A 24,697-nucleotide genomic window follows, 5' to 3' on the forward strand; every position below is an offset into this window, starting at 1 on the left:
GCCTCTCCTGCGCTCAGGCGTTACGCCTTTTTCGCATCTGCTGCGGCTTTGACGATAACGGCAAACGCATCTGCCTTCAGCGACGCGCCGCCAACCAGCGCACCGTCGATATCTGGCTGGGTAAAGAGCTCAGCGGCATTTTTATCGTTAACGGAACCGCCGTACTGAATAATAACCTGCTCAGCGACTGCCGCATCTTTCTTCGCGATATGCTGGCGAATGAACTTATGAACCGCCTGCGCCTGCGCCGGAGTGGCTGATTTGCCGGTGCCGATGGCCCAGACCGGTTCGTAGGCGATAACCACGCCATTGAACGCTTCTGCACCCTGCGTTTCCAGCACAGCGTCAATCTGACGTGCGCACACTTCTTCCGTCTGACCCGCTTCGTTTTCTGCTTCGGTTTCACCGATGCAGAGTACCGGCACCAGGCCAGCCTCTTTCAGTACGGCAAATTTCTTCGCAATAAACTCATCGCTCTCTTTATGGTAGGTACGACGCTCAGAGTGGCCGATGATGATATATTTCGCGCCGATGTCTTTCAGCATGTCAGCGGAGGTTTCGCCGGTGAACGCGCCGGAGAGGTTTACGTCAACGTTCTGTGCGCCCAGTGCAATATGGCTGCCGGAGATAGCGTGCTTCGCCTGGTCAAGATAGATCGCGGGCGGTGCGATCGCCACGCCACAACCATCAACGCCGGAAAGCGCTTTGCGCAGACCGTCGATCAGTTCGCCCGTCATCTGCTTGCTGCCATTCAGTTTCCAGTTACCCATAACCAATGGATGTCGCATTCTATCCTCCGCGTTACGCGATTCATTAAATTGCACTGCCGACAGGCAGCGTAGACTGCCAGACAGTATAGAGATCTATCAGGTCAATGGCTTTGCTTTTCGTCATTTTTGCCGCTCTGATCGGCGGGAGGCAAGGTCAGTTTTATGGGCTCAATCGCGAACGTTAAGCCCTTATCACCGTTGTCGGCGACAACAAAGCGCAGTGCGCCTTCCGTGCGGGAAAAATAGCGTGAACCTTTGCCTTCGCTGAGTAATGCGGCGAGTTTTTTCCGCGCCTCCTCGGGCGGCAAACCCGCAACGAAAAAGCGCAGCAGCGCGGTCATATAGGCCATCGCTTTTTCCTGTGAGGCCTTTTGGTCTGGCCCGGGCACGGGAAGCCACGTCAGCTGTAGCGTTTTAACCTTGCCGGTTCCCTGTTCCAGGGCGGTGGACGCATAGAGTGTTTCGTTGATTTTACTTGCCGCACGTGTCAGATGACTGCTGTCGTTTCGGTTATCGATGGCGCGGTACTCCATCAACGGCAGGTCTGCATTAACAGCATTATATTTTTCGCGGAACTGGCCAATCGTCATGTCAAACGTAGGCGCACCCGCGAGCAAGTAGGGCGCGGCGGGCAAGGTGTCGCTGCGATCGCGCAGCGGCATGTTAGCGGCAAATGCCGGGGCCGTTAGCGCAAAACTCAGCAGCAGTGCGCCAGGCAAGTTCTTCATTTTCGTTGGCTCTGACCAGTAAACTTAGCTCTAAATTAGAACGGTTTTTACCTGTAAAAGTCAAAAGCACCACGGGCGGATTTTTGCCTGAAACAGGCGTCATCGCACAATTACAGTGCCTACCAGTAATGTTCGCTGGTCATGTGCCCGGGTTTGCGTTTCAGGTGCTTGCGCATGCCGCGCGTCTCTTTCAACAACTGCTGTGTATCACGCACCATTTGCGGATTGCCACACAGCATAATATGGCTTGTTTCCGTATTCACAGGCAGCCCCACCGCGCGCTCCAGCTCACCGCTCTCAATTAACGCCGGTACACGCCCGGTGAGCGAGCCAGGTGCGTTTTCGCGGCTTACCACGGTCTGAATATGCAGTTTGCCATTGTAGATCTGTTGCAGCGACTGCATTAACGGCAGGTAGCTCAGGTCTGCTGCGTAACGCACCGCGTGCAGCAGAACAATATTCTCGAAGCGATCCAGCCCTTCACCCTGTTGCAATATAGAGAGATAAGGGCCGATGGCCGTGCCAGTTGCCAGCATCCACAGGGTCTTGCAGGGCGGGATCTCATCCAGCACAAAAAATCCGGCAGCCTCTTTGGTCACCATCACATTATCGCCGGGTTTCAGTGCCTGCAGGCGCGGGCTCAGCTTACCTTCTGGCACGGTTACCAGATAGAACTCCAGCAGGGGATCGCTGGGAGCATTAACGTAAGAGTAGGCGCGCTGCACGCGTTCGCCGTCAATCTCCAGCGCCAGCTTGGCGAACTGCCCGGCGGTGAAGGGAGCTATCGGCGCGTGCACCCGCAGGCTGAACAGCGCGTCCGTCCAGTTTTTGACTTCCTTTACTTGCGCATTGACCCATTCGGCCATGGTTACTCTCCCGGTCGTTGATTTTCCAGCCACAGAAATATCATCGCGGCTGCACCGCTGAATTTCCACCGGCGCAGCGGTTTTTAGGCTCTAATCGACAAATGTGCCGCACGCCTCAACACGTCGTTGTCGTCCGTTGACAAGGTGGTACGAAAACTTGACGCCTTACTCCAGACAGCTTTACTCCTGCCTCTCGATTTGTCACGTAATCCTGATATTTTGCCCGCCATAGTCCTGCTACAGCGCGTTTTGCTGCTGTATTAACCTTATTTTTCAGACTGAGATGTCGATGAAGACGATAGAAAATCGGCCGCTGCTGCTAATGCTAATTTTCATGCTGGCGGTTGGGCAGATGGCGCAGACCATTTATGTTCCCGCCATGGCCAGCATGGCTGACGCGCTCAACGTACATAATGGCACCATGCAGCGCGTGATGGCGGCCTATCTGATGACCTATGGCGGATCGCAGCTGATCTACGGTCCGCTCTCCGACAGCATTGGCCGCCGTCCGGTGATCCTTGCCGGTATGACGATCTTTATGATCGGCGCGGTAACCTCCATGCTGGCACCATCGCTCAATGTGCTGGTGCTGGGCAGCGCTATTCAGGGGCTGGGCACCGGCGTGGCAGGGGTGATGGCGCGTACCATGCCGCGCGATCTCTACGCAGGCGTTGCGCTCCGACAGGCAAACAGCCTGCTGAATATGGGATTACTGGTTAGCCCGCTGCTGGCACCAGTAATAGGGGCGCTGCTGACAAAGCTGTTTGGCTGGCACGCCTGTTTCGCCTTCCTGCTGCTGCTCTGCGTGGCGGTGACAGGCGCGATGATGCGCTGGCTGCCGGAGACACGCCCGCATGGAGGAGAGGTAACGCCGTTTTTCCGTCGCTATCAGCGCCTGTTAAGTGATACCAGCTTTGTGCGTTTTATTGTGCTGCTGATCGGCGCGCTGGCCGGTATTGCGGTATTTGAAGCGAGCTGTGGCGTGCTGCTGGGGGGCGTGCTCGGGCTGGATGCCTTTACCGTCAGTATTCTGTTTATTCTGCCAATTCCGGCGGCCTTCTTTGGTGCCTGGTTTGCCGGACGCGAAGCGCGTTCCTGGCACAGCCTGATGTGGGTCGGCGTGAACAGCTGTCTGGTGGCAGGCGCACTGATGTGGATCCCGGCGTGGTTTGGCGTAATGAATATCTGGACGCTTCTGGTGCCTGCTGCGCTCTTCTTCTTCGGTGCCGGCATGCTGTTCCCGCTGGCGACGTCGGGGGCGATGGAACCTTATGCCTGGCTGGCGGGCAGTGCAGGAGCGCTGATTGGCGGCTTGCAGAACCTGGGGTCGGGGGTGGTGGCCTGGGCGTCGGCACTGCTGCCGCAGCGCGATCAGTTCAGCCTGGGGATGCTGATGTTTGCCACCGCGCTGGTGATGCTGCTGTGCTGGCTGCCGCTGTCGCGACAGCCTGAGAGCGAGAGTAGGACGGTTACAGGATAAAAGGGCGCAGCGCCGCGTCTTTGCGGTCCAGATAGTGAATCGACTGGATGCGGCGGAGAGTGCGCGACTTGCCGCGTATCAGCAGGGTTTCGCTGGTGGCGATATTGCCCTGACGGGTAATGCCTTTCAGCAGGTCACCGCTGGTGATGCCGGTGGCGGCGAAGATTACGTTATCGTTGCGTGCCATGCGCGCCAGCGGTAACACCTCGCCCGCTTTTATGCCCATCTGCTCACAGCGTGCCTGTTCCTGCTCGCCAATGCGGCGATTCTCTTCGCTCTCGCCTTTAACCTCATGGCGCGCCAGCAGGCGACCCTGCATGTCGCCATCCAGCGCACGAATGACTGCGGCGGAGATGACACCTTCAGGCGCGCCTCCCGTACCGTATAGCACATCAACTTCACTGTCCGGCATGCAGGTAAGAATGGAGGCCGCAACGTCACCGTCCGGAAAAGCAAACACGCGTACGCCAAGCTGGTGCAGCTGCGCGATGATCGCGTCGTGGCGTGGCTTAGCAAGAATTGAAACCGTCAGCTGTGCCAGCGGCTTGTTAAGCGCTGCCGCGATATTACGCAGATTGGTTTCCAGTGGGAGATTAAGATCGATATGACCGCGCGCTGCCGGGCCAACAATCAGCTTCTCCATATACATATCAGGCGCATGCAAAAACGTGCCTTTGTCGCCGACCGCCAGCACTGCCAGCGCGTTAGCCTGGCCCATCGCTGTCATACGCGTCCCTTCAATTGGATCGACCGCGATGTCTACTGCATCGCCCTCTCCGCTACCCACTTTTTCGCCAATATAGAGCATAGGCGCTTCATCGATCTCGCCCTCCCCGATCACGATCTGACCGTCGATATGGATAGTATTGAGGACGTGTCGCATGGCGTGGACGGCAGCACCGTCGGCACCGTTTTTATCGCCGCGGCCCAGCCAGCGATAGCCTGCTAAGGCGGCGGCTTCGGTTACGCGGGAAAATTCTATGGCGAGTTCTCGTTTCATGGCCTGCACCTGATGTAAAAAGGGCAGTGTAACACAGCGGGGAAGGGCAAAAAAAAGCCCGCGGCAGAGGCCGCGGGCAAGAGAGGATGAATCCTTACTCTTCGTGATCTTCCCACGCCTGAGCGCGAGCCACGGCTTTACGCCAGCCAGCGTAGCGCACATTGCGCTCGGTGGTCTCGATGCTCGGGCGGAACTCACGTTCTACTACCGCTTTGGCGCGTACTTCTTCCAGATCGTTCCAGAAGCCAACCGCCAGGCCAGCCAGATAGGCGGCACCCAGGGCCGTCACTTCGCGCACTTCCGGACGTTCCACACGCGTGCCGAGAATGTCAGACTGGAACTGCATCAGGAAGTTGTTCGCGACGGCACCGCCATCGACACGCAGCGATTGCAGACGGGTGTCAGCATCGTTCTGCATCGCTTCCAGCACGTCGCGCGTCTGGTAGGCAATCGATTCCAGCGTAGCGCGAATGATGTGGTTGGCATTTGCGCCGCGCGTCAGGCCGAAAATTGCACCGCGTGCATAGGGATCCCAGTAGGGTGCGCCGAGGCCGGTAAAAGCCGGCACCATGTAAACGCCGTTGGTATCCTTCACTTTCAGGGCAAAGTATTCTGAGTCAGTGGAGTCGTTAATCAACTTCATCTCATCGCGCAGCCACTGGATGGAAGCCCCCCCGATAAACACGGCACCTTCCAGCGCATAGTTCACTTCGCCACGTGGACCGCAGGCAATCGTAGTCAGCAGCCCGTGCGATGACGTTACCGCTTCGGTGCCGGTATTCATCAGCATAAAGCAGCCGGTGCCGTAGGTGTTTTTCGCCATGCCCGGCTGAACGCAGAGCTGGCCATAAAGCGCTGCCTGCTGATCGCCGGCAATACCGGCGATGGGAATACGCGTACCGCCTTTACCGCCGATGTTGGTCTGACCGTAAATCTCAGAAGATCCTTTCACTTCCGGCAACATCTCACGCGGAATATCGAGGATCTCCAGCATACGCTGATCCCATTCCAGCTTGTGGATGTTGTACATCATGGTACGCGAGGCGTTGGTATGATCGGTGATATGCACGCGTCCCTGGGTCATTTTCCATACCAGCCAGGTGTCCACGGTACCGAACAGCAGCTCGCCGCGTTTGGCACGTTCACGGGCGCCTTCTACATGGTCAAGGATCCATTTCACCTTGGTGCCGGAGAAGTAGGGGTTAATGACCAGACCGGTGGTGTGCTGGATATACTCTTCCAGCCCCTCTTTTTTCAGCTTGTTACAGTAGTCCGCCGTGCGCGGGTCCTGCCACACGATAGCGTTGTAGATTGGCTTGCCGGTCTCTTTATCCCAGACGATAGCGGTTTCGCGCTGGTTAGTAATGCCGATAGCGGCAATCTCGTCAGAACGGATGTCGGCATGTGCCAGTACTTCAACCAGCGTCGAGCTCTGCGATGCCCAGATGTCCATCGGGTCATGTTCAACCCAACCGGCTTTTGGGTAGATCTGGGTAAATTCACGCTGTGAGACGGCAACGATATTGGCGTCATGATCCAGCACGACGGCGCGTGAGCTGGTGGTGCCCTGGTCGAGCGCTACAATGTATTTTTTATCAGTGGTTGTCGTCATAATGCATTCCCGATGAAAAGTGAAACTTACGCTTTGCGCTGTTCAGCGCGTGCGACCGGTTTTTCTGTTTTGCTGCTGGCCACGGTTACGCCTGGCAGATGGCGGCCAATCAGCGCACGGTAGCTCAAGGCACCCAGACAGGCTCCGACTAACGGGCCAAAAATCGGTACCAGGAAGTAAGGAATATCTTTGCCGCCAGTGAAGGCAACATTACCCCAGCCAGCAAAGAAGGCGAACAGCTTGGGTCCGAAATCACGCGCCGGGTTAAGTGCAAAGCCGGTCAGCGGACCCATTGAACCGCCGATAACGGCCACCAGCAGGCCGATCAACAGCGGAGCCAGCGGGCCACGCGGCACGCCGTTGCCATCGTCGGTCAGGGCCATGATCACCGCCATTAACACGGCGGTAATAACCATCTCCACCAGGAATGCCTGGCCTACGCCAATGTGTGGGTTAGGGTAGGTGGAGAAAATACCGGCCAGATCCAGACTTTCAACGGTGCCGCGCACCATCTGATGGCTTTGCTCGTAATCATAAAACAGGCTGTAGTAGAGGCCATAAACCAGCGCGGCCGCGCAAAACGCACCTGCAATTTGCGCCAGAATGTACGGCACCACTTTGCGGCCGTCAAAACTGGCGAACAGGCAAAGTGCAACCGTAACGGCAGGGTTAAGATGCGCACCTGACACGCCAGCGGTAAGATAGACCGCCATTGAAACCGCTAGACCCCAGATAATACAGATTTCCCATTGACCGAAGGCGGCACCAGCCAGTTTCAGCGCGGCCACACAGCCTGCGCCAAAAAAGATAATTAAGCCGGTCCCGATAAATTCGGCGATGCACTGACCTTTCAGCGTGTTCGTAGTCTGACTCATAGTGGTGTTCCTGAAGCGAGGTTAAATTTTATCAGTTTTTGTTCTCATTCCGTGAGGTTCCCAGCTCTCTTGTAGGGCTGGTGTGAATTTATCGTTAACGAGCATAAACGAGAAATAGCGAAATCTAAATCTGTGTGCTGAGTCAAAAAAATGCGCGTTTTCGCGCCTTTTGGCTTTCATGAAACATCATTGAGGGTCTGTTACCCGCCTGTTTTAGGGCTCGCCTGAGCAACGGCATGGACGTCCAGGTATAAGCCGAAAAGTGTTACAGACTGCGCACGCAGGTCCTGCGTCGCTGGACTTGCGCTATCAGGCTACATACAATCGGAAACATTGTTGCTGGCCTGGCTGATACAGGGCGTCACGCGCTATGGCTGGCATCATCAACGCCCTGCGAGAATTTAGGAGAGGTCAGAAAGATGTCATTTGAAGTATTCGAGAAACTGGAAGCAAAAGTTCAGCAGGCGATTGATACCATCACTCTGCTGCAGATGGAAATCGAAGAGCTGAAAGAGCAGAACAACGCGCTGAAAAACGACGCGCAGCAGGCGGCCGGCAATCATGAGTCGCTGGTGCGTGAAAACCAACAGCTGAAGGAAGAGCAGCACCTGTGGCAGGATCGCCTGCGTGCACTGCTGGGAAAAATGGAAGAGGTGTAAGCGCCTCTTTTCAATGAAAAACGGGAGCGATATGCTCCCGTTTTCGTTTCTGAAATTACTCGATATCGAGCGGATCTTCAGAGAGGATAATGCCGGTATTGTCGGCATAAAGATGGTCGCCGGAGAAGAAGGTGACGCCGCCAAAGTTAACGCGCACATCGCTCTCACCAATGCCTTCGCCCGCCGCCCCCGCTGGAATCGCCGCTATCGCCTGAATACCAATCTCCAGCTCTTCCAGGTCGTCGACCTGACGCACAGAGCCGTAAACCACCAGACCTTCCCATTCGTTCTCGACTGCCAGGCGAGCCAGCTGTGCATCAACCAGCGCGCGTCGTACGGAACCGCCGCCGTCAACGACCAGCACACGACCCTGGCCGTTCTCTTCCAGCAGATCGTAGAGCAGACCGTTGTCTTCAAAACATTTCACTGTGGTTATCTGACCACCGAATGAGGTGCGGCCACCGAAGTTTGAAAAAAGCGGCTCAACAACGTTCACTTCTTCGTGGTAGATGTCGCAGAGTTCAGAGGTATCGTATTTCATGGTGGGTCCATCTGTTTGCCACAGGAGCGATAAGTATACCGCCAGTTGCGGATTGTTGGCAAAATCATCAGCGGAAAAAAAGGCGCTGCATCAGCAGCATGCAGATAAAAAAAGCCCGGCTCAGTGGCCGGGCATTGTGCTAGCGCATAGAAAAAGTCAATTACAGGATAAAGCGGCTGAGATCTTCATCTGCGACCAGTTCATCCAGATGCTTGCTGACATACTCTGCATCAATGGTCACGGAGTCGCCCTGACGGTCACTGGCGTCATAGGAGATATCTTCCATCAGACGCTCAAGCACGGTATGCAGGCGACGCGCACCGATATTCTCAGTGGTTTCGTTGACCTGCCATGCGGCTTCAGCGATGCGGCGAATACCGTCTTCGGTAAATTCGACATTCACTCCTTCGGTACCCATCAGCGCCTTGTACTGTACGGTCACAGAGGCGTTTGGCTCGGTCAGAATGCGCTCAAAGTCGTTAACGGTCAGTGCCTGTAGCTCAACGCGAATCGGCAGACGGCCTTGCAGCTCAGGGATCAGGTCTGACGGGCTGGCTACCTGGAACGCGCCGGACGCGATAAACAGAATGTGATCAGTTTTCACCATACCGTGCTTGGTGGAGACGGTGCAGCCCTCTACCAGCGGCAGCAGATCGCGCTGTACGCCTTCACGCGAAACGTCAGGACCAGACGACTGGCCGCGCTTACAGATTTTGTCAATCTCATCTATGAAGACGATACCATGCTGCTCTACGGCTTCAATCGCATCCTGCTTCAGCTCTTCCGGATTAACCAGCTTGGCCGCTTCTTCTTCAATCAGCAGCTTCATTGCGTCTTTGATTTTCAGCTTGCGCGGCTTCTGTTTCTGGCCGCCCAGGTTCTGGAACATCGACTGCAGCTGGTTAGTCATCTCTTCCATGCCCGGAGGCGCCATGATCTCTACGCCCGCAGGTGCCGCAGCCAGATCAATTTCAATCTCTTTATCGTCCAGCTGGCCTTCACGTAATTTCTTACGGAATGACTGGCGAGCCGCAGAGGGTTCGCTGCTCTGCTCTGGCTGGCCCCAGTTGTTTTTAGCCGGTGGGATCAGCACGTCAAGAATGCGCTCTTCCGCCATCTCTTCAGCGCGGTATTTGTTCTTTTCGATCGCCTGGCTGCGCACCATTTTCACGGCGGCATCGGTCAGGTCACGAATAATGGAGTCGACTTCCTTACCGACATAGCCTACTTCGGTAAATTTCGTGGCTTCGACTTTGATAAACGGCGCGTTGGCAAGCTTCGCCAGACGACGGGCAATTTCGGTTTTACCGACGCCGGTCGGGCCGATCATCAGAATGTTTTTCGGCGTCACCTCGTGGCGCAGCTCTTCATCAAGCTGCATACGACGCCAGCGGTTACGCAGCGCAATGGCGACGGCTTTTTTTGCGCCATCCTGGCCGATGATAAAGCGATTCAGTTCGCTGACGATTTCGCGTGGAGTCATCTCAGACATCTTTAATCCTTACGCCCTGGCCGGCAGTTCTTCAAAGTTAACATTGTGGTTGGTGTAGATGCAGATGTCGCCTGCGATATCCAGGGATTTCGCAACGATGTCATGCGCGCTCAGTTCAGTATTTTCCAGCAGCGCGCGGGCTGCCGCCTGAGCAAAGGGGCCACCAGAACCAATGGCGATCAGATCGTTTTCTGGCTGGATAACGTCGCCGTTACCGCTGATGATCAACGAAGCGTTTTCATCCGCTACGGCGAGCAGGGCTTCAAGTCGACGCAGCATACGGTCGGTGCGCCAGTCTTTCGCCAGCTCAACGGCCGCTTTCACCAGATGACCCTGGTGCATTTCCAGCTTACGTTCAAAGAGTTCAAACAGCGTAAAGGCATCTGCAGTGCCGCCAGCGAAACCGGCAATCACTTTATCGTTGTAAAGACGACGCACTTTTTTAACGTTGCCTTTCATGACGGTATTGCCGAGCGTCGCCTGGCCATCACCACCGATAACGACTCGTCCGTTGCGTCGTACGCTTACTATTGTTGTCACGGGCAGACCCCTTGTTGCAGTAGAAAAAAAGCGCCGCGCGGCAAAGCGCGGCGCATCATGCAACCAGATATGGGGCGGGTTTGGCGGGTTTCAACCCCCGATGGAGAGCGGAATGCAGTTTGAGTGACCGTTGCCACGCAGTCGCTTCAGCGTGCTGTCAGCACTGCTGCGATCTTTATAAGGGCCAATCACCACGCGATTCCAGCCACCGCCGGTCGTAATGCGGCTTTCAAAACCTTCAAACGCCAGACCTGCACGGACAGACTCCGCCTGATCGGTGCCTTTGAACGAGCCGCACTGCACCATCCAGCGCTGTGAAGAGGCCGGTTTTTCCACAGGCTTTTTCGCGGTTTCCTGAGCCGGTTCACGCGTTACGGGCGCAGGCTGCTGGGTTTGTGTCTGACGCGGCGGCGCAGTCTGGCGCGTCGTTTGCTGCTGCGTCTGCTGAGGCTGATGGGCGCTCTGTTGCTGAACAGGCTGCGTCTGGCGCGGGGGTGCACTCTGCTGAGTCTGCGTCTGGCGCGGCGGTGCACTCTGCTGAGTCTGCTGCTGGCGCGACTGCATCTGCAGCTGCTGCTGACGCTGCAACGTCTGCTGACGCTGCGCCGGAGTCTGCTCATTCCACGGCACTTCATTCAGCTGCGTCGGTGACTGACGCATGTCCGCCTGCATCTGCTCCAGCAGCTGGCGCTGTTCATCCGTTAGCTGAGTATGCGACTGCACCTCACCGCCCGCTGATGGTTCGGTGGGTGTTGGCACCGTGACCTGCCGGTTTTCCAGCTCTTTAATATATTTCCAGCGCTCTTCAGGCTTCGGCGGCAAACCGTTGCCGTTGGCTTTATGATCCGGGATCACTGGCACATCTTCTTTTTTATGATGCGCAAGGAACCATAAACCACCGGCAAAGGTCACGAGCACCGCGACGGCCAGCCCTGTCATGAGTTTGGATACACCTGAACCGCTTTTGCTTTTCTTTCCACGGCTGGTGCTGCTTTTTTTGCGACGCGTCCCTGTTGAACGCCCGCGGCTTACGTAATCTCTCTGTGCCACTCTCGTTCTGATACCCTTCAAAAAATCGTGCAACTGGGCGAAAACGCCTTAAAAGACCGCCCGGCAAGGAGTCCGCCATGTTACTCAAGGGTCGGAACTTTGACCAGCAGTGTTCGACTTAGGAATCTACTGAAAATAACGGAAAATTGCGGCTATTTCTCGCGCTTATTTTCCGGGGCTGTACTGCCGCGTACGGTAAGCTCAGCATCCAGCAGACGTGAACCATTATTCACGCGCTTGCCTTGTAGCTCGTCCAGCAGGAGCAGCATCGCTTCGCGGCCAATCTGATAGCGCGGCTGGGCCACCGTCGTGAGCGGCGGTTCACAGTATCGTGACAGCTCAATATCGTCAAAACCGACAATCGACAGATCCTGTGGTATGCGCAACCCAAGGCGCTTAGCCTGATTCATTGCACCCAGCGCCAGCATATCGCTGTGGCAGAAAAGCGCGCGCGGCGGCTGCGGTAACGCCATTAGCTGCAGCAGCGCCTGCGCACCCGCTTCAAAGCTAAAATCGCCGCGTACAATATAGCTTGGGTTGATGGCCGTGTTGCTGCGACGCAGCGCCTGAATATACCCCTGAGTACGATACTGGCACAGCGGCATTGCTTCTGGCCCTGCAATACAGGCTATCTGACGATGCCCCAGCTGTAACAGATGATTGACCGCTTCGAAAGCGGCGGTCAGGTTGTCGATATGCACCGTGGGTAGTGACATATCTGGCGCAAATTCATTGGCCATGACCATGGGGGGCAGATTGCGATGTTCTTCATGAAGCGGATCAAAGGGAAGCTGTGAGCCAAGCAGCACCATGCCATCGATCTGGCGGGTAAGCAGCAGATCAAGAAAATTTTTCTCCTGCTGGTTCTGGTGCGCACAGTCGCCAATCAGCACCAGATAGCCCTCCTGCGCTGCGGTAACCTCAACGCCGCGAATAATTTCGCTAAAAAAGGGATCGCAGATGTCGGGCACAATCACCAGTATGGTTTGCGTCTCACCGCGGCGGGCGTTACGCGTCAGACCGTGTGGTGCATAGCCGACAGCAATAACCGCCTGCTCGACTTTTTGCCGTGTCGCCGCCGACACTTTTTCCGGGTTCATCAGCGCGCGCGAGACGGTGGCCGTTGAAACGCCTGCCTGCTCGGCCACATCTTTCATCGTGGCGGTGGGCGTTTGGGGATTGTGTTCCAACACTCTACTCCTGACGCGTTCGAAGGATGGCTAGGGCAATAAAAAGCCACATCGCGCACATTGTTAACGATTGCGCGAACGGTTGTTACTTAATTTGCATAAAAATTGTGACTTGTGCGACCTTTTTCGATCTGGCTCGCAGGCTCAGCTTTCAGTGGGGTCGATATCCAGCGTCCATTTTACTTTGCGTGCGGCAGGCAGCGTAGCGATCAGCGGCAGCGAGCCGTTAAGGAGCTGTTGCAGACGTTTACGTGAGGCGTGCTGCACCAGTAGCTGCCAGCGCCAGCGCCCGCCGCGCTTTGGCTGCAACGCCGGAACCGGCCCCATTAGCCACATCGCCGTGTCTTTAAGGGGGCTGGCATCGAGCAAATTACGCAGCTGTTGCAAAAATTCAGCAGCCTGATGGTTATCGTGATCCTCTGCGCGGAACAGCGCGTGGCTGGTCCAGGGAGGCAGCATCACCGACTGACGTTCAAACAGCGTCTGCTGGGCAAAGGCAAAATAGCCCTGATGCAATAGCGTCTGTAACAGCGGATGTTCCGGATGGTGCGTCTGCAGCAGCACTTCGCCCTGTTTACCGGCGCGACCGGCGCGGCCCGCCACCTGGGTATAGAGCTGGGCGAAGCGTTCAGCGGCGCGAAAATCGGCGGAGAAGAGCGCGCCATCCACATCAAGCAGTGACACCAGGGTCACGTCCGGAAAGTGATGGCCTTTCGCCAGCATCTGAGTACCGACCAGAATGCGTGCCCCGCCGCGATGCACATCGGCCAGGTGCTGCTCCAGTGCGCCTTTACGGCTGGTAGTGTCGCGATCGATGCGCGATACCGGCACGCCGGGAAACAGCGTGCCGAGCTGTTGCTCAAGCTGCTCTGTGCCGACACCTACCGGCAGCAGATGGGTAGAGCCACACTGTGGGCACTGATTAGGCAGCGGACGCTGACTGTCGCAGTGGTGGCAGCGTAGCTGGCGCTGCTGCTGATGCAGGGTGTAATAACGCTCGCAGCGCTGGCACTCTGCAATCCAGCCGCAGTCGTGACAGAGCAGCGCAGGGGAGTAGCCGCGGCGGTTGAGGAACAGCAGCACCTGATTATCCGCCTGCAGGTGCTGACGCATCTTGCCGATCAGCGCTGGGGCGAGGCCGCCGATAAGCTGCTGGCCCTTGAGATCGACCAGCTGCTGCAGCGCCGGTTTCGCATTGCCGGCGCGCCTGGTGAGATCGAGCTGGCGGTATTTACCGCTGTGCACGTTGTGCAGTGTTTCCAGCGCGGGCGTCGCCGAACCCATTACAATGGGAATATTCTCTTCGCGGGCGCGGAAGACGGCCAGATCGCGGGCCTGATAACGCCAGCCTTCCTGCTGTTTGTAGGAGCTGTCGTGCTCTTCATCAATGATGATGACGCCCGGACGAGCCAGTGGCGTAAACAGCGCCGACCGTGTGCCGATGATAATCGCATTTTCACCCTGACGCGCGCGCAGCCAGACGGCGAGACGCTCGCTGTCGTTCAGCGCGGAGTGCAGTACATCCACGGGCGCGTCAAATCGCTCGCGGAAGCGGGCGATGGTCTGCGGCGTCAGGCCGATTTCCGGCACCAGTACCAGCGCCTGCTTGCCGCGTGCCAGCACGTTCTCCAGCACGCTCAGGTAGACTTCCGTTTTGCCCGATCCGGTAATACCCGCCAGCAGCCAGGCCGCATATTGTTCATCTTCGCTGCGGATGGCACCAACCGCCATCGCCTGATCGGTGTTAAGCCGCAGGCGTTCACCTTTTACCGCAAAAGTTTCGCGCCAGTCCTGACGCTGTGGCTGATGTTCACGCAGTTCGCACAAACCTTTAGCACGCAGCGCCTGCAGAGCGGTCTCCGTAAGATCTTGTTCGGCTACCTGGTGGCGATAGAGGGGCTGATGGCGCAGCGCGGCCAGCGCCTGCTGCTGCTTCGGCGCACGCTTCAGGCTTTCCGGCAAGATCGCCTGGCCCTGCTCGGTTATCACCCACTGCCACAGCGGCGTCTCCTGCGCGGGTTTTCCCTGGCGCAGCAGCACGGGCAGCGCATGGCTTAGCACCTCACCTGTGGGAGAGTGATAGTAGCCTGCCGCCCAGTTGAGCAGCCGCCACAGTGAGGGAGGAAAGAGTGACTCGGCGTCCAGCACCTCGGCAACGCGTTTGAGTTGCGCCGTCGGCAGGTCACTCTGTTCGCGAAAGCCCACCACGATGCCGATCATTTTGCGGTTGCCAAAGGGCACGCTGACGCGTCCGCCTGTGACCGGCTGCGCACCATGCGGCGGCAAGTAGTCAAACAAACGGGGTAGCGGAACGGGCAGGGCAACCTGAACGACGGGCATGGCAATCTCTTTCCGGTTCAATGATTCATAGCGGGACGCCTAGTGTACACGCTGGCGCGACCAGCGGGTATCTTGCAGAAGATTTGCGTAAAGCGGTTATTTTCTGTATAGTATGCCGCCTTTGGTGAGAAAGCTCTCGCCAGAGCCTAAACATTAATGTTCAACCGCGTGTGGTGCTGTGCAGGTTTTAGCCTGGCACGGAGAGCGACACGGCCTTTTATGAGGTTCTCCCATGAAACAAGGTATTCACCCGAAATACGAAGCTGTGACCATCACTTGCACCTGCGGTAACGTGATCCACACTCGCTCTACTATGTCACACGACATGAACCTGGACGTCTGTGGTAAATGCCACCCGTTCTACACCGGCAAGCAGCGTGAAGTTGCAACTGGTGGCCGTGTTGACCGCTTTAACAAGCGTTTTGCGATCCCGGGCAGCAAAAAATAAGTTTTCAAAACGGAATGGCTCTTTTGAGCCATTCCGCTCTCGTCTTCCCGCTTTGCTTCACTTCCTGCTTTCCCTCATTACCTTCTCGATCTCAACCTTCCTGACATTTTCCAGAACAGAATACTTACAGCCCTTTTTTACGCCACTGACGGTTTTATAAAAAAAATGCCGACAGGATGAGTGCCGGCAATGAATAAAGCTAATCAGATGCTGGTTTTGTTCAGCTCAAGCACGGGTGCATGAACAGTGCCGCCAATATTGTTGATGCTGCCAACGGAGGACGCGTTAATTTGTAACGTTGAACCGGCAGACAGCGTGCCTGACTGACAAAGCACCCACAGCTTACAGGACTGCGTATTCAGCTTGCCTTTGGTGTTAAGCGTCAGAGTGTCGCCTTTCAACATTCCCGTATTAGTAATGCTGTTATTACCGGTGGCGGTCAGTTGGCCAGTGGCGGTCATCGTTCCTGAGTTAACGAACTCGTTGGCGTAGACGGTCAGATTTTTCGCGTCAACGGCGGTGCGGTTATCGACCTTACTGGCCCCGAAATAGGCCTGTCCCTGCGCAGAGGAGACTGAACCTGAGCTCAGGTTGATGGCTTTGACTGCCGTCAGGTTAACGCCGTTTGTTCCGCTAATGACGCCGCTCTTGGTATTGTTGATGCTGGTGTTGGCGTAAGGGGAATAGGCATTGCCGCTATAGGGGGCATATCCACTCATAAGGTAGACCGTGCCGTCTGACTCTATTGTGCCGCTGTTGGTTATGTCACCAGCGTAAGAGACAAGCTGATTCAGGGACGAGCCGGTTATTGTGCCTTTATTGGTTATCTGGCCAATACTGGTGGCGAGCGCAGAGCTGGCGCGGATGGTGCCACTATTTTCTAGCTCATTTGCTGACACCAGCTGGATGGTCGTGCCTTCCAGTGAGCCACTGTTGCTCAACTTGTTAACGGTGGAGGCGACCAGCGTTTTGGCTGCCAGCTTGCCCTGGTTGTTCAGAACGCCATTTGATGAAATCTGAATAGCATCCGCAGACAAAATACCGTTGTTATTAACGCCCGAGCCCGCTTTGGTGGTTTGCAGCTGAATCACGCCAGCCGTTACGCCGCCCAGCGCGCTGATATCAATGCCGACGTTGCGGGAGGAGGAGCCATCCGCAACGGTTTTACCTGTCGTGGGGTCATAACTGAATTTGCCAGCAATGGCTTTCAGCGTACCGGTTTCAAGCTGGCCGTTGATTTTGATGGTCTCAGCTAAAATATCGGTATAGCTCTGCGCATTGACCAGGCCCTTAATGGTGACGGTACCTTTCTGCACCTTAAAGCTGGATAACGCGCCATCGGTGAAGACGGGCGTACCCGTGGTCAGGGTCGCGCGGCTGGCATTGATAAAGCTACAGCCTGAGCAGGTGATGCCATTTGGGTTGGCGATAATCACCTCAGCACTCTGCCCCGCAACTTCAAGCGCCCCTTTTAACTGACTGGCTTTATTGGAAATGACCTCGTTCAGGATCACCTTAGCCGGAGCCGACAGGTTACGGTTTTTAGCGATGTCACCGCTTTCCCGAACCAGATCGTTCAGGCTGTTATTCAGCACCATACCCTTGCTGCTAACATTAAAGTCTGTCCACATATTGTGTGAAAGGCCACTGGCATTGGCATCGTTAATATTTACGATCGTCGAACCGTTAGCATGGGTATAGGTTGAGGGATTAGCAAAAACAGCAGGCGCCAGCATGACCGACGTCGCCAGGAACAATGCATTGAGTTTATAGCGTTTCATTATTTTTCCTTTTAATGTTTAAGATGTTATTCCATGTAGAGAGATAGTTGAAAGATGCTGTTGTTTTCTCCTCCGTTAATATGTCCACTGCAGCGAGAAGCCCAACGTTAAAGGATCTGTCTCAAATCCCGCAGGTTTATGCAGTGGCAAGCCGGCAAAAAAATCATAATGGGTTTTAAACATTTCTCCGCGTAAGCCGAGAACGCCGCCAGCGAGTGTTCTGCCAGAATAATATGGCTGGCTGTCATGACCCATCATTTGTCCAATATCGATGCCCAAATAAGGCTGATAACCGGTACTGTCTGGCATCCAGCTAATATCATTACGCAGGAACCATCCCTGATCGCCTTGTAAGCTATATTCACCATCGAAGCCTCTTACGCTCCAGCGGTTACCCAGCGCCAGCCTGTCCAGCGAAGAAAGCGTGTCAGGTGAAAACTGTAACTTCAGGAAAGGCGAATAATTAAATTGCTGGTCATAGAGGCTAAAGTTTATCGCTGCTTTAATATCAAGCGAGAGAATGCTTCCTGTACTGCTAATTAATCCGCTTTTCTGCTCGATGGTATTACCATTGTTAAACCAGTGCATTCCTTTCTGATAGCTCAACGTACCAGCCATAATGGCATGATTAAAATAACGCTGATGCTCAACAATCAGTTTCCATCCCGCGCTTTTTTTATGCATGCTCGCCAGTTCATAGTTATTATAGTAATAGTGCGTTTCTGCATTAAATAGCTGCAATCCTCCCGTCGTTTTCTGATGAACGGTATGGGAGAGCAGGCGGTTGAGTTGGCCACTGTAGTAACTGTTTTTATTTTTCAGCATCCAGTCTGAGAAATTACCCTGAATATGCTGTTTATAGGTGCTCTCGCTCGCGTAAAGATCCAGCCACCAAAAACCCCAGGGTACTGAGTAGCCTGCCGCGCGATTGTTACTGCCTTCAGGTTGATTATAGGTGCTTACATCGTGCCCGGCCGAGAAGAACAGGGTGTCATTAAGTGATGTAAGGTTATGGAGGTAAAGCGCCGCCCCGCCCTGATAGCGCCCGGTGGTTTTGCTGCCTGCATCGTTAGCCCAGGCGCTGACCTGCCACGGCTTATCCTGATGGCGTTCAATTAAGATATCGCTCTGGCCTTGTTCTCTCCCGGGAATGACGTTAATTTTTACCTCGCTGCCCGGCGTACGCCGTAAATTAAAACTCCCTTGTTCAAGCTCGCGGATATTTAACACGCTTCCTTCGTGCAGAGGCAACGTCGTGTTGAGATTGATATAATCTGAGCTGTCCTCTGTCAGTCGAATTTCCCCAACCTTTCCTGCGATGATATTAAACCTTAATTGCCGCCTTTTCAGATCCTGCTCTGGCATATTAATCCGCGTGGTAATATAGCCAAGACGAATGATTTCATTTTGTAGGGTATGGGCAAGCAATCTTATCCCTTGAATGCCCAAACACTTTCCCTCTGCCTGACGCGTAAAATAATTCAGGCTTTTTAACCTCAGTGAGGCATCATCTTGCGTCCAGATGACTTTTTCTATCAGATAGCAGGGCGATTCGCTGGGAAAAGAGATAAGGCTTTTGTTTTCTTCTTGCTGAGTGGAGCGATTATCTCTGTTCTGATTTTGTAAGGCTTGTTTGCGAACTTTATCCTGTTCAATCTGACTGGCAGAGTAATTATCTTGAGCGGTAATTACGTTGCCCGGCAGGGTTTTTCCTGCGCCCCATGCCGGATTTATTAAAGGCAAGGTGAGCGCAAGGGCAAAGATAACGCTCCTTGTATTTATATATTTTTCCATGTGCTGCGCCAGAATGTTTATTTAGCGTTGAAGTGTACTTTCTTTATGGCAGGTGAACAATAGCCGTGCTTTTTCTGTTATTTTTATTTTGCTACTGGTGTTAATTTATCTCGCTGGAGAAGAAGGGGTTTTAATACGATAAATAGAAATATTTTTATAAGCGGGATTTATATTGGCAGCAGATTCCTGAATGATAATCTGCCGCCGGGCGGATGAAGATATTAATATTCCCAGGTATCGGGATCGACGCCCTTTTCACGCATGATCTTTTTCGCTTCTTCCGGGATTTCATCGCTGCGTTCTTTACGCAGGTCGACGTCATCTGGCAGAGGCTGTCCGGTAAAGGCGTGGAGAAAGGCTTCACACAACAGTTCACTATTGGTCGCGTGGCGCAGGTTGTTGACCTGACGTCGGGTACGCTCATCCGTTAAAATTTTCAGCACGCTCAACGGGATAGAAACTGTGATTTTTTTGACCTGCTCACTCTTCTTACCGTGTTCAGCGTAAGGGCTGATATATTCGCCGTTCCATTCAGCCATGGGTTACCTTAATCAATAAAAGTTAAAAGTGGGTAAATCCGTGGATTATGCCCGATTTTGCCGTGCCTGACCTGTTGAACTGCTGGGTTTCTTCATCCTGACCACAAAAAGGGCGCAGGATGCAGGCAATCAGAGGGTAATTTTAGCGGGTTATAGCGTTCTGCTCAATCTATACGCAAAGACATTTAGATGTCCAGATGTATTGACGTCCAATTGTGGAATGTTATCCTGTTGCCTCTTTGTTAATTTCTCCAGGAACGGTATGCACCATGACGCGTAAACAGGCAACTATCGCAGTTCGCAGCGGTTTGAATGATGACGAGCAATATGGCTGCGTTGTCCCACCGATTCACCTTTCCAGCACCTATAACTTTCTTGATTTTAATGAGCCGCGTGCCCATGACTATTCACGTCGTGGTAATCCGACGCGCGACGTGGTGCAGCGCGCGCTGGCTGAACTGGAAGGTGGAGCAGGGGCGGTATTAACCAATACCGGCATGTCAGCGATTCACCTGGTAACGACAGTGTACCTGAAGCCGGGCGATCTGCTGGTTGCGCCTCATGACTGCTATGGCGGCAGCTATCGCCTGTTTGACAGCCTCGCAAAGCGCGGTGCCTATCGAGTGAAGTTTGTTGACCAGGGCGATCCTGCTGCGCTGGAGGCTGCGCTGGCGGAAAACCCCAAACTGGTACTGGTTGAAAGCCCAAGCAATCCGCTACTGCGCGTGGTGGATATTGCTGCCATCTGCGAAGCGGCGCGTCGCGCGGGTGCGGTAAGCGTTGTCGACAATACCTTCCTGAGTCCGGCGCTGCAAAATCCGCTGGCGCTGGGGGCTGACCTGGTCATCCACTCCTGTACAAAGTATCTCAATGGCCACTCCGATGTGGTAGCAGGCGCAGTGATTGCAAAAGATCCCGCGCAGGTTACTGAACTGGCATGGTGGGCGAATAACATTGGCGTGACGGGTGCCGCCTTTGACAGCTATTTGCTGCTGCGCGGCCTGCGTACGCTGGCCCCGCGCATGGCCGCCGCGCAGCGTAACGCGCTGGCAATTGTGGACTATCTGCAACAGCAGCCGCTGGTGAAAAAGCTGTATCATCCTTCTTTGCCAGAAAACGCCGGGCATGAGTACGCGGCGCGCCAGCAGCGCGGCTTTGGCGCGATGCTGAGCTTTGAGCTGGACGGCGACGAAGCGCTGCTGCGCCGTTTCCTGAAGGCGTTGCAGCTGTTTACACTGGCTGAGTCGCTGGGCGGTGTTGAAAGCCTGATTTCTCACACCGCAACCATGACGCATGCGGGCATGTCGGCAGAAGCGCGCGCGGCGGCGGGCATTTCAGAAACGCTACTACGCGTCTCTGTGGGCATTGAGGATCATGAAGATTTAATTGCCGATCTGGAACAGGCATTCCGGACGGCATCTGAGGGTTAAAAATGACGATTTCAGCCGGCGCGGCAACGCCGAATATTAAGCAGTTGCACAAGTTTGGGGGCAGCAGCCTGGCCGATGCGCGCTGTTATCAGCGCGTCGCCAGCATTATGGCGGATTACAGCCAGCCAGGCGATTTAATGGTGGTCTCTGCGGCGGGCTCAACCACTAACCAGCTCATTAGCTGGCTGAAGCTCAGCCAGAGCGATCGCCTTGCCGCACACCAGGTGCAACAGGCTTTACGACGTTATCACAGCGAGCTGATCGCCGGGCTGCTGCCTGCTGAGTATGCTGAACCCCTCACCGCTGCGTTTATCCGCGATCTGGAAAAACTGGCTGCGCTGCTGGACGGGACGCTCAGCGACGCGGTCTATGCTGAAGTTGTAGGGCATGGCGAGGTCTGGTCTGCGCGCCTGATGGCCGCCGTATTGAGTCAGCGTGATCTCGACGCCTGCTGGCTTGACGCGCGTGACTTTCTGCGAGCAGAGCGCGCGCCCCAGCCGCAGGTGGATGAAGGCAAATCCTGGCCGCTGCTGCAAACGCTGCTGGCGCAGCATCCGCACCAGCGCATCGTGGTGACCGGTTTTATCAGCCGCAACGACGCCGGCGAAACCGTACTGCTGGGACGCAATGGCTCCGACTACTCTGCCACGCAGATCGGCGCGCTGGCCGGGGTAAATCGCGTTACCATCTGGAGTGACGTTGCGGGCGTCTACAGCGCCGATCCGCGCAAAGTTTCTGATGCCTGCCTGCTGCCGCTGCTGCGCCTTGATGAGGCCAGTGAACTGGCGCGCCTGGCCGCACCGGTGCTGCATACCCGCACCCTGCAACCGGTTTCTGGCAGTGATATCGATTTACAGCTGCGCTGTAGCTATCAGCCGGAGCAGGGCTCAACGCGGATTGAGCGCGTGCTGGCATCCGGTACGGGCGCGCGCATCGTGACCAGTCATGACGACGTTTGCCTGATTGATGTGCAGGTGCCGGATCAACACGATTTTGCGGCGCTGCATAAAGACGTTGAGCAGCACCTCAAGCGCGCGCAGCTGCGTCCGCTGGCGACGGGCGTCCATCCCGATCGTCAGCTGCTGCAACTCTGTTACACCTCTGAAGTAGTTAACAGTGTGTTTCAGCTGTTGCAGGATGCGGGCCTGCCTGCGCACCTGCAGCTGCGTGAGGGCCTGGCGCTGGTAGCGCTGGTCGGTGCGGGCGTCACGCGCAATCCGCTGCACAGTCATCGCTTCTGGCAGGAAATCAACGACCAGCCGGTGGAGTTTGTCTGGCAGTCAGACGAACACATCAGCATGGTCGCGGTGCTGCGCGTTGGTCCAACGCAGTCGCTGATTCAGGGATTGCATCAGTCACTGTTTCGCGCGGAAAAGCGCATCGGTCTGATGCTGTTTGGCAAAGGCAATATAGGTTCGCGCTGGCTGGAGCTTTTCGCACGCGAGCAGGAAGCGCTTTCTGCACGCACTGGCTTTGAATATGTGCTGGCGGGCGTGGCGGACAGTCGACGCAGCCTGCTGAGCTATGACGGGCTTGATGCCAGCCGCGCGCTCGCCTTCTTTGATGATGAAGCTGAAGAGCGCGATGAAGAGTCACTGTTTTTATGGATGTGCGCGCACCCGTTCGATGACCTGGTCGTGCTCGACGTCACCGCCAGTACGCCGCTGGCGCAGCAGTATCTCGATTTCGCCAGCCACGGTTTTCACGTGATCAGCGCGAATAAGGTGGCAGGCGCGTCCGACAGCCAGACCTGGCGGCAGATCCGCGACGCCTTCGCGAAAACCGGACGTCACTGGCTTTACAACGCCACGGTGGGAGCAGGCTTGCCGATCAACCACACGGTGCGCGATCTGCGCGACAGCGGCGACACCATCCTGGCCATCAGCGGTATTTTCTCCGGCACGCTGTCATGGCTGTTTTTACAGTTTGACGGTACGGTGCCCTTTACCGAACTGGTTGATCAGGCCTGGCAGCAGGGACTAACCGAGCCCGATCCGCGCGTGGATTTGTCAGGTCAGGACGTGAAGCGCAAGCTGGTGATCCTGGCGCGCGAGGCGGGCTACAACATTGAACCCGATCAGGTACGTGTGGAGTCACTGGTTCCGGCGGGCCGCGAAGCCGAATCGATCGATGACTTCTTCGAGCAGGGTGAGGCACTCAACGACCAGATGCTGCAACGTCTCGAAGCTGCGCAGGAGATGGGCCTGGTGCTGCGCTATGTTGCACGCTTCGATGCCAGCGGCAAGGCACGCGTTGGCGTTGAGGCCGTTCGCCCGGAACATCCGCTGGCGTCACTGCTGCCGTGCGATAATGTTTTTGCTATCGAAAGCCGCTGGTATCGCGACAATCCGCTGGTGATCCGCGGTCCCGGCGCGGGACGTGACGTGACGGCGGGTGCTATTCAGTCAGATATTCATCGACTTGCTCAACTGCTGTAGCATCCAGGCACCTGCTTCAGCGGCAGGTGCCTGAACCCTTCTCTGCCATCCGTATAAATTTTCCCCATTCTGGTTAAATATTTCTCATAACTCGTCATCACTTTTCTGTTGACGAGTTAACCAGATTCGTTCATTTTGTGCATCTGGACGTCTAAACGTATAGATGTTTGAAGGCGATATTTAAACCGGTGTTTTTGATGAGGTAAGCAGGATGAGTTTCTTTCATGCCAACCAGCGCGAAGCGCTGAATCAGAGCCTGGCAGAGCTGAACGGGCAAATTAATGTCTCATTTGAATTTTTTCCGCCCCGTACCAGCGCAATGGAAGAAACCCTGTGGCACTCCATCGATCGCCTCAGCAGCCTGAAACCAAAGTTTGTTTCTGTCACCTATGGCGCAAACTCCGGCGAGCGCGACCGCACTCACAGTATTATCAAAGGCATTAAAGAGCGCACCGGGCTGGAAGCAGCACCGCATCTGACCTGTGTGGATGCCTCTCGCGAAGAGTTACGTGACATTGCTCAGGATTACTGGAACAGCGGCATACGCCATATCGTAGCGCTGCGCGGTGACCTGCCTGCAAACAGCGGCAAACCTGATATGTATGCCAGCGATCTGGTTACTCTGCTGAAGGAGGTGGGGGATTTTGATATCTCTGTCGCCGCCTACCCCGAAGTGCATCCAGAGGCAAAGAGTGCGCAGGCCGATCTGATCAACCTGAAGCGCAAAATCGACGCAGGTGCCAGCCGCGCCATCACGCAGTTTTTCTTTGATGTTGAGAGTTATCTGCGCTTTCGCGATCGCTGCGTCGCGACCGGAATTGACGTTGAGATCGTGCCAGGCATTTTACCGGTATCAAACTTTAAACAGCTGACGCGCTTTGCTGCCATGACCAACGTGCGCGTGCCGGGCTGGATGAACGCCATGTTTGCCGGGCTGGATGATGACGCCGAAACGCGCAAAATGGTGGGGGCCAATATCGCCATGGATATGGTGAAAATCCTGTCGCGGGAAGGAGTGAAGGATTTTCACTTTTATACGCTGAACCGTGCAGAGATGAGCTATGCCATCTGTCACACGCTCGGCGTGCGCCCGGTTCTTGCCGCGTAATGCATGTCAGCGGGCA

At 55.4% G+C, this 24,697-nt stretch carries 21 protein-coding genes; 6 read left to right on the top strand and 15 right to left on the bottom strand.

The genetic code is table 11. From position 1 onward, the window contains the following. Positions 1-20: 20 nt before the first annotated feature. From tpiA to fpr, 3 genes are all read right to left on the bottom strand, one after another. Positions 21-788: a triose-phosphate isomerase gene (tpiA, locus tag HP564_RS16255; protein WP_371244779.1), complete on the bottom strand. Its 768-nt coding sequence runs from the start codon at positions 786-788 to the stop codon at positions 21-23. 83 nt (positions 789-871) lie between these two features. Beyond that, positions 872-1,498: a DUF1454 family protein gene (locus HP564_RS16260; protein ID WP_371244781.1), complete on the bottom strand. Its 627-nt coding sequence runs from the start codon at positions 1,496-1,498 to the stop codon at positions 872-874. Between the two features lie 119 nt (positions 1,499-1,617). Beyond that, positions 1,618-2,364 carry a ferredoxin--NADP(+) reductase gene (fpr, locus tag HP564_RS16265; protein ID WP_371244782.1) on the bottom strand — a complete coding sequence of 249 codons (747 nt, stop codon included), beginning with the start codon at positions 2,362-2,364 and terminating at the stop codon, positions 1,618-1,620. Between the two features lie 289 nt (positions 2,365-2,653). Between fpr and emrD the strand changes: the two genes are divergently transcribed. After that, positions 2,654-3,844, top strand: a complete 1,191-nt coding sequence (gene emrD / locus HP564_RS16270; protein WP_371244783.1) for a multidrug efflux MFS transporter EmrD — start codon at positions 2,654-2,656, stop codon at positions 3,842-3,844. Here the strand turns inward: emrD and glpX are convergent. From glpX to HP564_RS16285, 3 genes are all read right to left on the bottom strand, one after another. Further along, complete coding sequence (glpX, locus tag HP564_RS16275) at positions 3,834-4,844, bottom strand: class II fructose-bisphosphatase (RefSeq protein ID WP_371244784.1); 1,011 nt, start codon at positions 4,842-4,844, stop codon at positions 3,834-3,836. The two genes, emrD and glpX, sit on opposite strands and share 11 nt — an antisense overlap. A gap of 94 nt (positions 4,845-4,938) precedes the next feature. Continuing rightward, a complete protein-coding gene (gene glpK / locus HP564_RS16280; protein ID WP_371244786.1) occupies positions 4,939-6,456 on the bottom strand; it encodes a glycerol kinase GlpK in 1,518 nt (505 codons plus the stop codon). Between the two features lie 26 nt (positions 6,457-6,482). Next, on the bottom strand, positions 6,483-7,331 hold the full coding sequence (locus HP564_RS16285) for an MIP/aquaporin family protein (protein WP_371244788.1): 849 nt from the start codon (positions 7,329-7,331) through the stop codon (positions 6,483-6,485). A gap of 419 nt (positions 7,332-7,750) precedes the next feature. On the opposite strand from HP564_RS16285, the gene zapB reads away from it, so the two are divergent. Further along, positions 7,751-7,990: a cell division protein ZapB gene (gene zapB / locus HP564_RS16290; RefSeq protein WP_371244789.1), complete on the top strand. Its 240-nt coding sequence runs from the start codon at positions 7,751-7,753 to the stop codon at positions 7,988-7,990. Between the two features lie 55 nt (positions 7,991-8,045). Here zapB and rraA read toward each other — a convergent pair whose 3' ends face one another. The 6 genes from rraA to priA all read right to left on the bottom strand — a co-directional run bounded on the left by rraA (position 8,046) and on the right by priA (position 15,143). Continuing rightward, complete coding sequence (gene rraA, locus HP564_RS16295) at positions 8,046-8,531, bottom strand: ribonuclease E activity regulator RraA (RefSeq protein ID WP_371244790.1); 486 nt, start codon at positions 8,529-8,531, stop codon at positions 8,046-8,048. 160 nt (positions 8,532-8,691) lie between these two features. Beyond that, complete coding sequence (gene hslU, locus HP564_RS16300; protein WP_371244792.1) at positions 8,692-10,023, bottom strand: HslU--HslV peptidase ATPase subunit; 1,332 nt, start codon at positions 10,021-10,023, stop codon at positions 8,692-8,694. 9 nt (positions 10,024-10,032) lie between these two features. After that, positions 10,033-10,563 carry an ATP-dependent protease subunit HslV gene (gene hslV / locus HP564_RS16305; protein ID WP_120458028.1) on the bottom strand — a complete coding sequence of 177 codons (531 nt, stop codon included), beginning with the start codon at positions 10,561-10,563 and terminating at the stop codon, positions 10,033-10,035. 90 nt (positions 10,564-10,653) lie between these two features. Further along, positions 10,654-11,613 (bottom strand): cell division protein FtsN, encoded by a 960-nt coding sequence (ftsN, locus tag HP564_RS16310; protein WP_371244794.1) that lies wholly within the window; start codon positions 11,611-11,613, stop codon positions 10,654-10,656. Positions 11,614-11,765: 152 nt separating this feature from the next. After that, the gene (gene cytR, locus HP564_RS16315) at positions 11,766-12,803 is read right to left on the bottom strand and encodes a DNA-binding transcriptional regulator CytR (protein WP_371244796.1); all 1,038 of its coding nucleotides are present in this window, start codon (positions 12,801-12,803) and stop codon (positions 11,766-11,768) included. A 144-nt stretch (positions 12,804-12,947) separates the two neighbouring features. Continuing rightward, positions 12,948-15,143 carry a primosomal protein N' gene (priA, locus tag HP564_RS16320; protein WP_371244798.1) on the bottom strand — a complete coding sequence of 732 codons (2,196 nt, stop codon included), beginning with the start codon at positions 15,141-15,143 and terminating at the stop codon, positions 12,948-12,950. Between the two features lie 232 nt (positions 15,144-15,375). Between priA and rpmE the strand changes: the two genes are divergently transcribed. Next, a complete protein-coding gene (rpmE, locus tag HP564_RS16325) occupies positions 15,376-15,591 on the top strand; it encodes a 50S ribosomal protein L31 (RefSeq protein WP_371244800.1) in 216 nt (71 codons plus the stop codon). Between the two features lie 203 nt (positions 15,592-15,794). Here rpmE and HP564_RS16330 read toward each other — a convergent pair whose 3' ends face one another. From HP564_RS16330 to metJ, 3 genes are all read right to left on the bottom strand, one after another. Continuing rightward, positions 15,795-17,372: a filamentous hemagglutinin N-terminal domain-containing protein gene (locus HP564_RS16330; RefSeq protein WP_371244802.1), complete on the bottom strand. Its 1,578-nt coding sequence runs from the start codon at positions 17,370-17,372 to the stop codon at positions 15,795-15,797. A 75-nt stretch (positions 17,373-17,447) separates the two neighbouring features. After that, on the bottom strand, positions 17,448-19,166 hold the full coding sequence (locus HP564_RS16335; RefSeq protein WP_371244804.1) for a ShlB/FhaC/HecB family hemolysin secretion/activation protein: 1,719 nt from the start codon (positions 19,164-19,166) through the stop codon (positions 17,448-17,450). 221 nt (positions 19,167-19,387) lie between these two features. Beyond that, positions 19,388-19,705 (bottom strand): met regulon transcriptional regulator MetJ, encoded by a 318-nt coding sequence (gene metJ / locus HP564_RS16340; RefSeq protein ID WP_033754441.1) that lies wholly within the window; start codon positions 19,703-19,705, stop codon positions 19,388-19,390. 269 nt (positions 19,706-19,974) lie between these two features. Here metJ and metB point away from each other — a divergent pair, with 269 nt between their 5' ends. The 3 genes from metB (at position 19,975) to metF (ending at position 24,681) form a co-directional block, all read left to right on the top strand. Continuing rightward, positions 19,975-21,135, top strand: a complete 1,161-nt coding sequence (metB, locus tag HP564_RS16345) for a cystathionine gamma-synthase (RefSeq protein ID WP_371244806.1) — start codon at positions 19,975-19,977, stop codon at positions 21,133-21,135. A gap of 2 nt (positions 21,136-21,137) precedes the next feature. Continuing rightward, complete coding sequence (locus tag HP564_RS16350) at positions 21,138-23,573, top strand: bifunctional aspartate kinase/homoserine dehydrogenase II (RefSeq protein ID WP_371244807.1); 2,436 nt, start codon at positions 21,138-21,140, stop codon at positions 23,571-23,573. Between the two features lie 211 nt (positions 23,574-23,784). Next, positions 23,785-24,681, top strand: coding sequence for a methylenetetrahydrofolate reductase (gene metF / locus HP564_RS16355; protein WP_371244809.1), 897 nt, complete (start codon positions 23,785-23,787; stop codon positions 24,679-24,681). Positions 24,682-24,697 lie beyond the last annotated feature (16 nt).

The organism is Pantoea sp. KPR_PJ, from assembly GCF_041386365.1.
Taxonomy (GTDB): Bacteria; Pseudomonadota; Gammaproteobacteria; order Enterobacterales; family Enterobacteriaceae; genus Pantoea.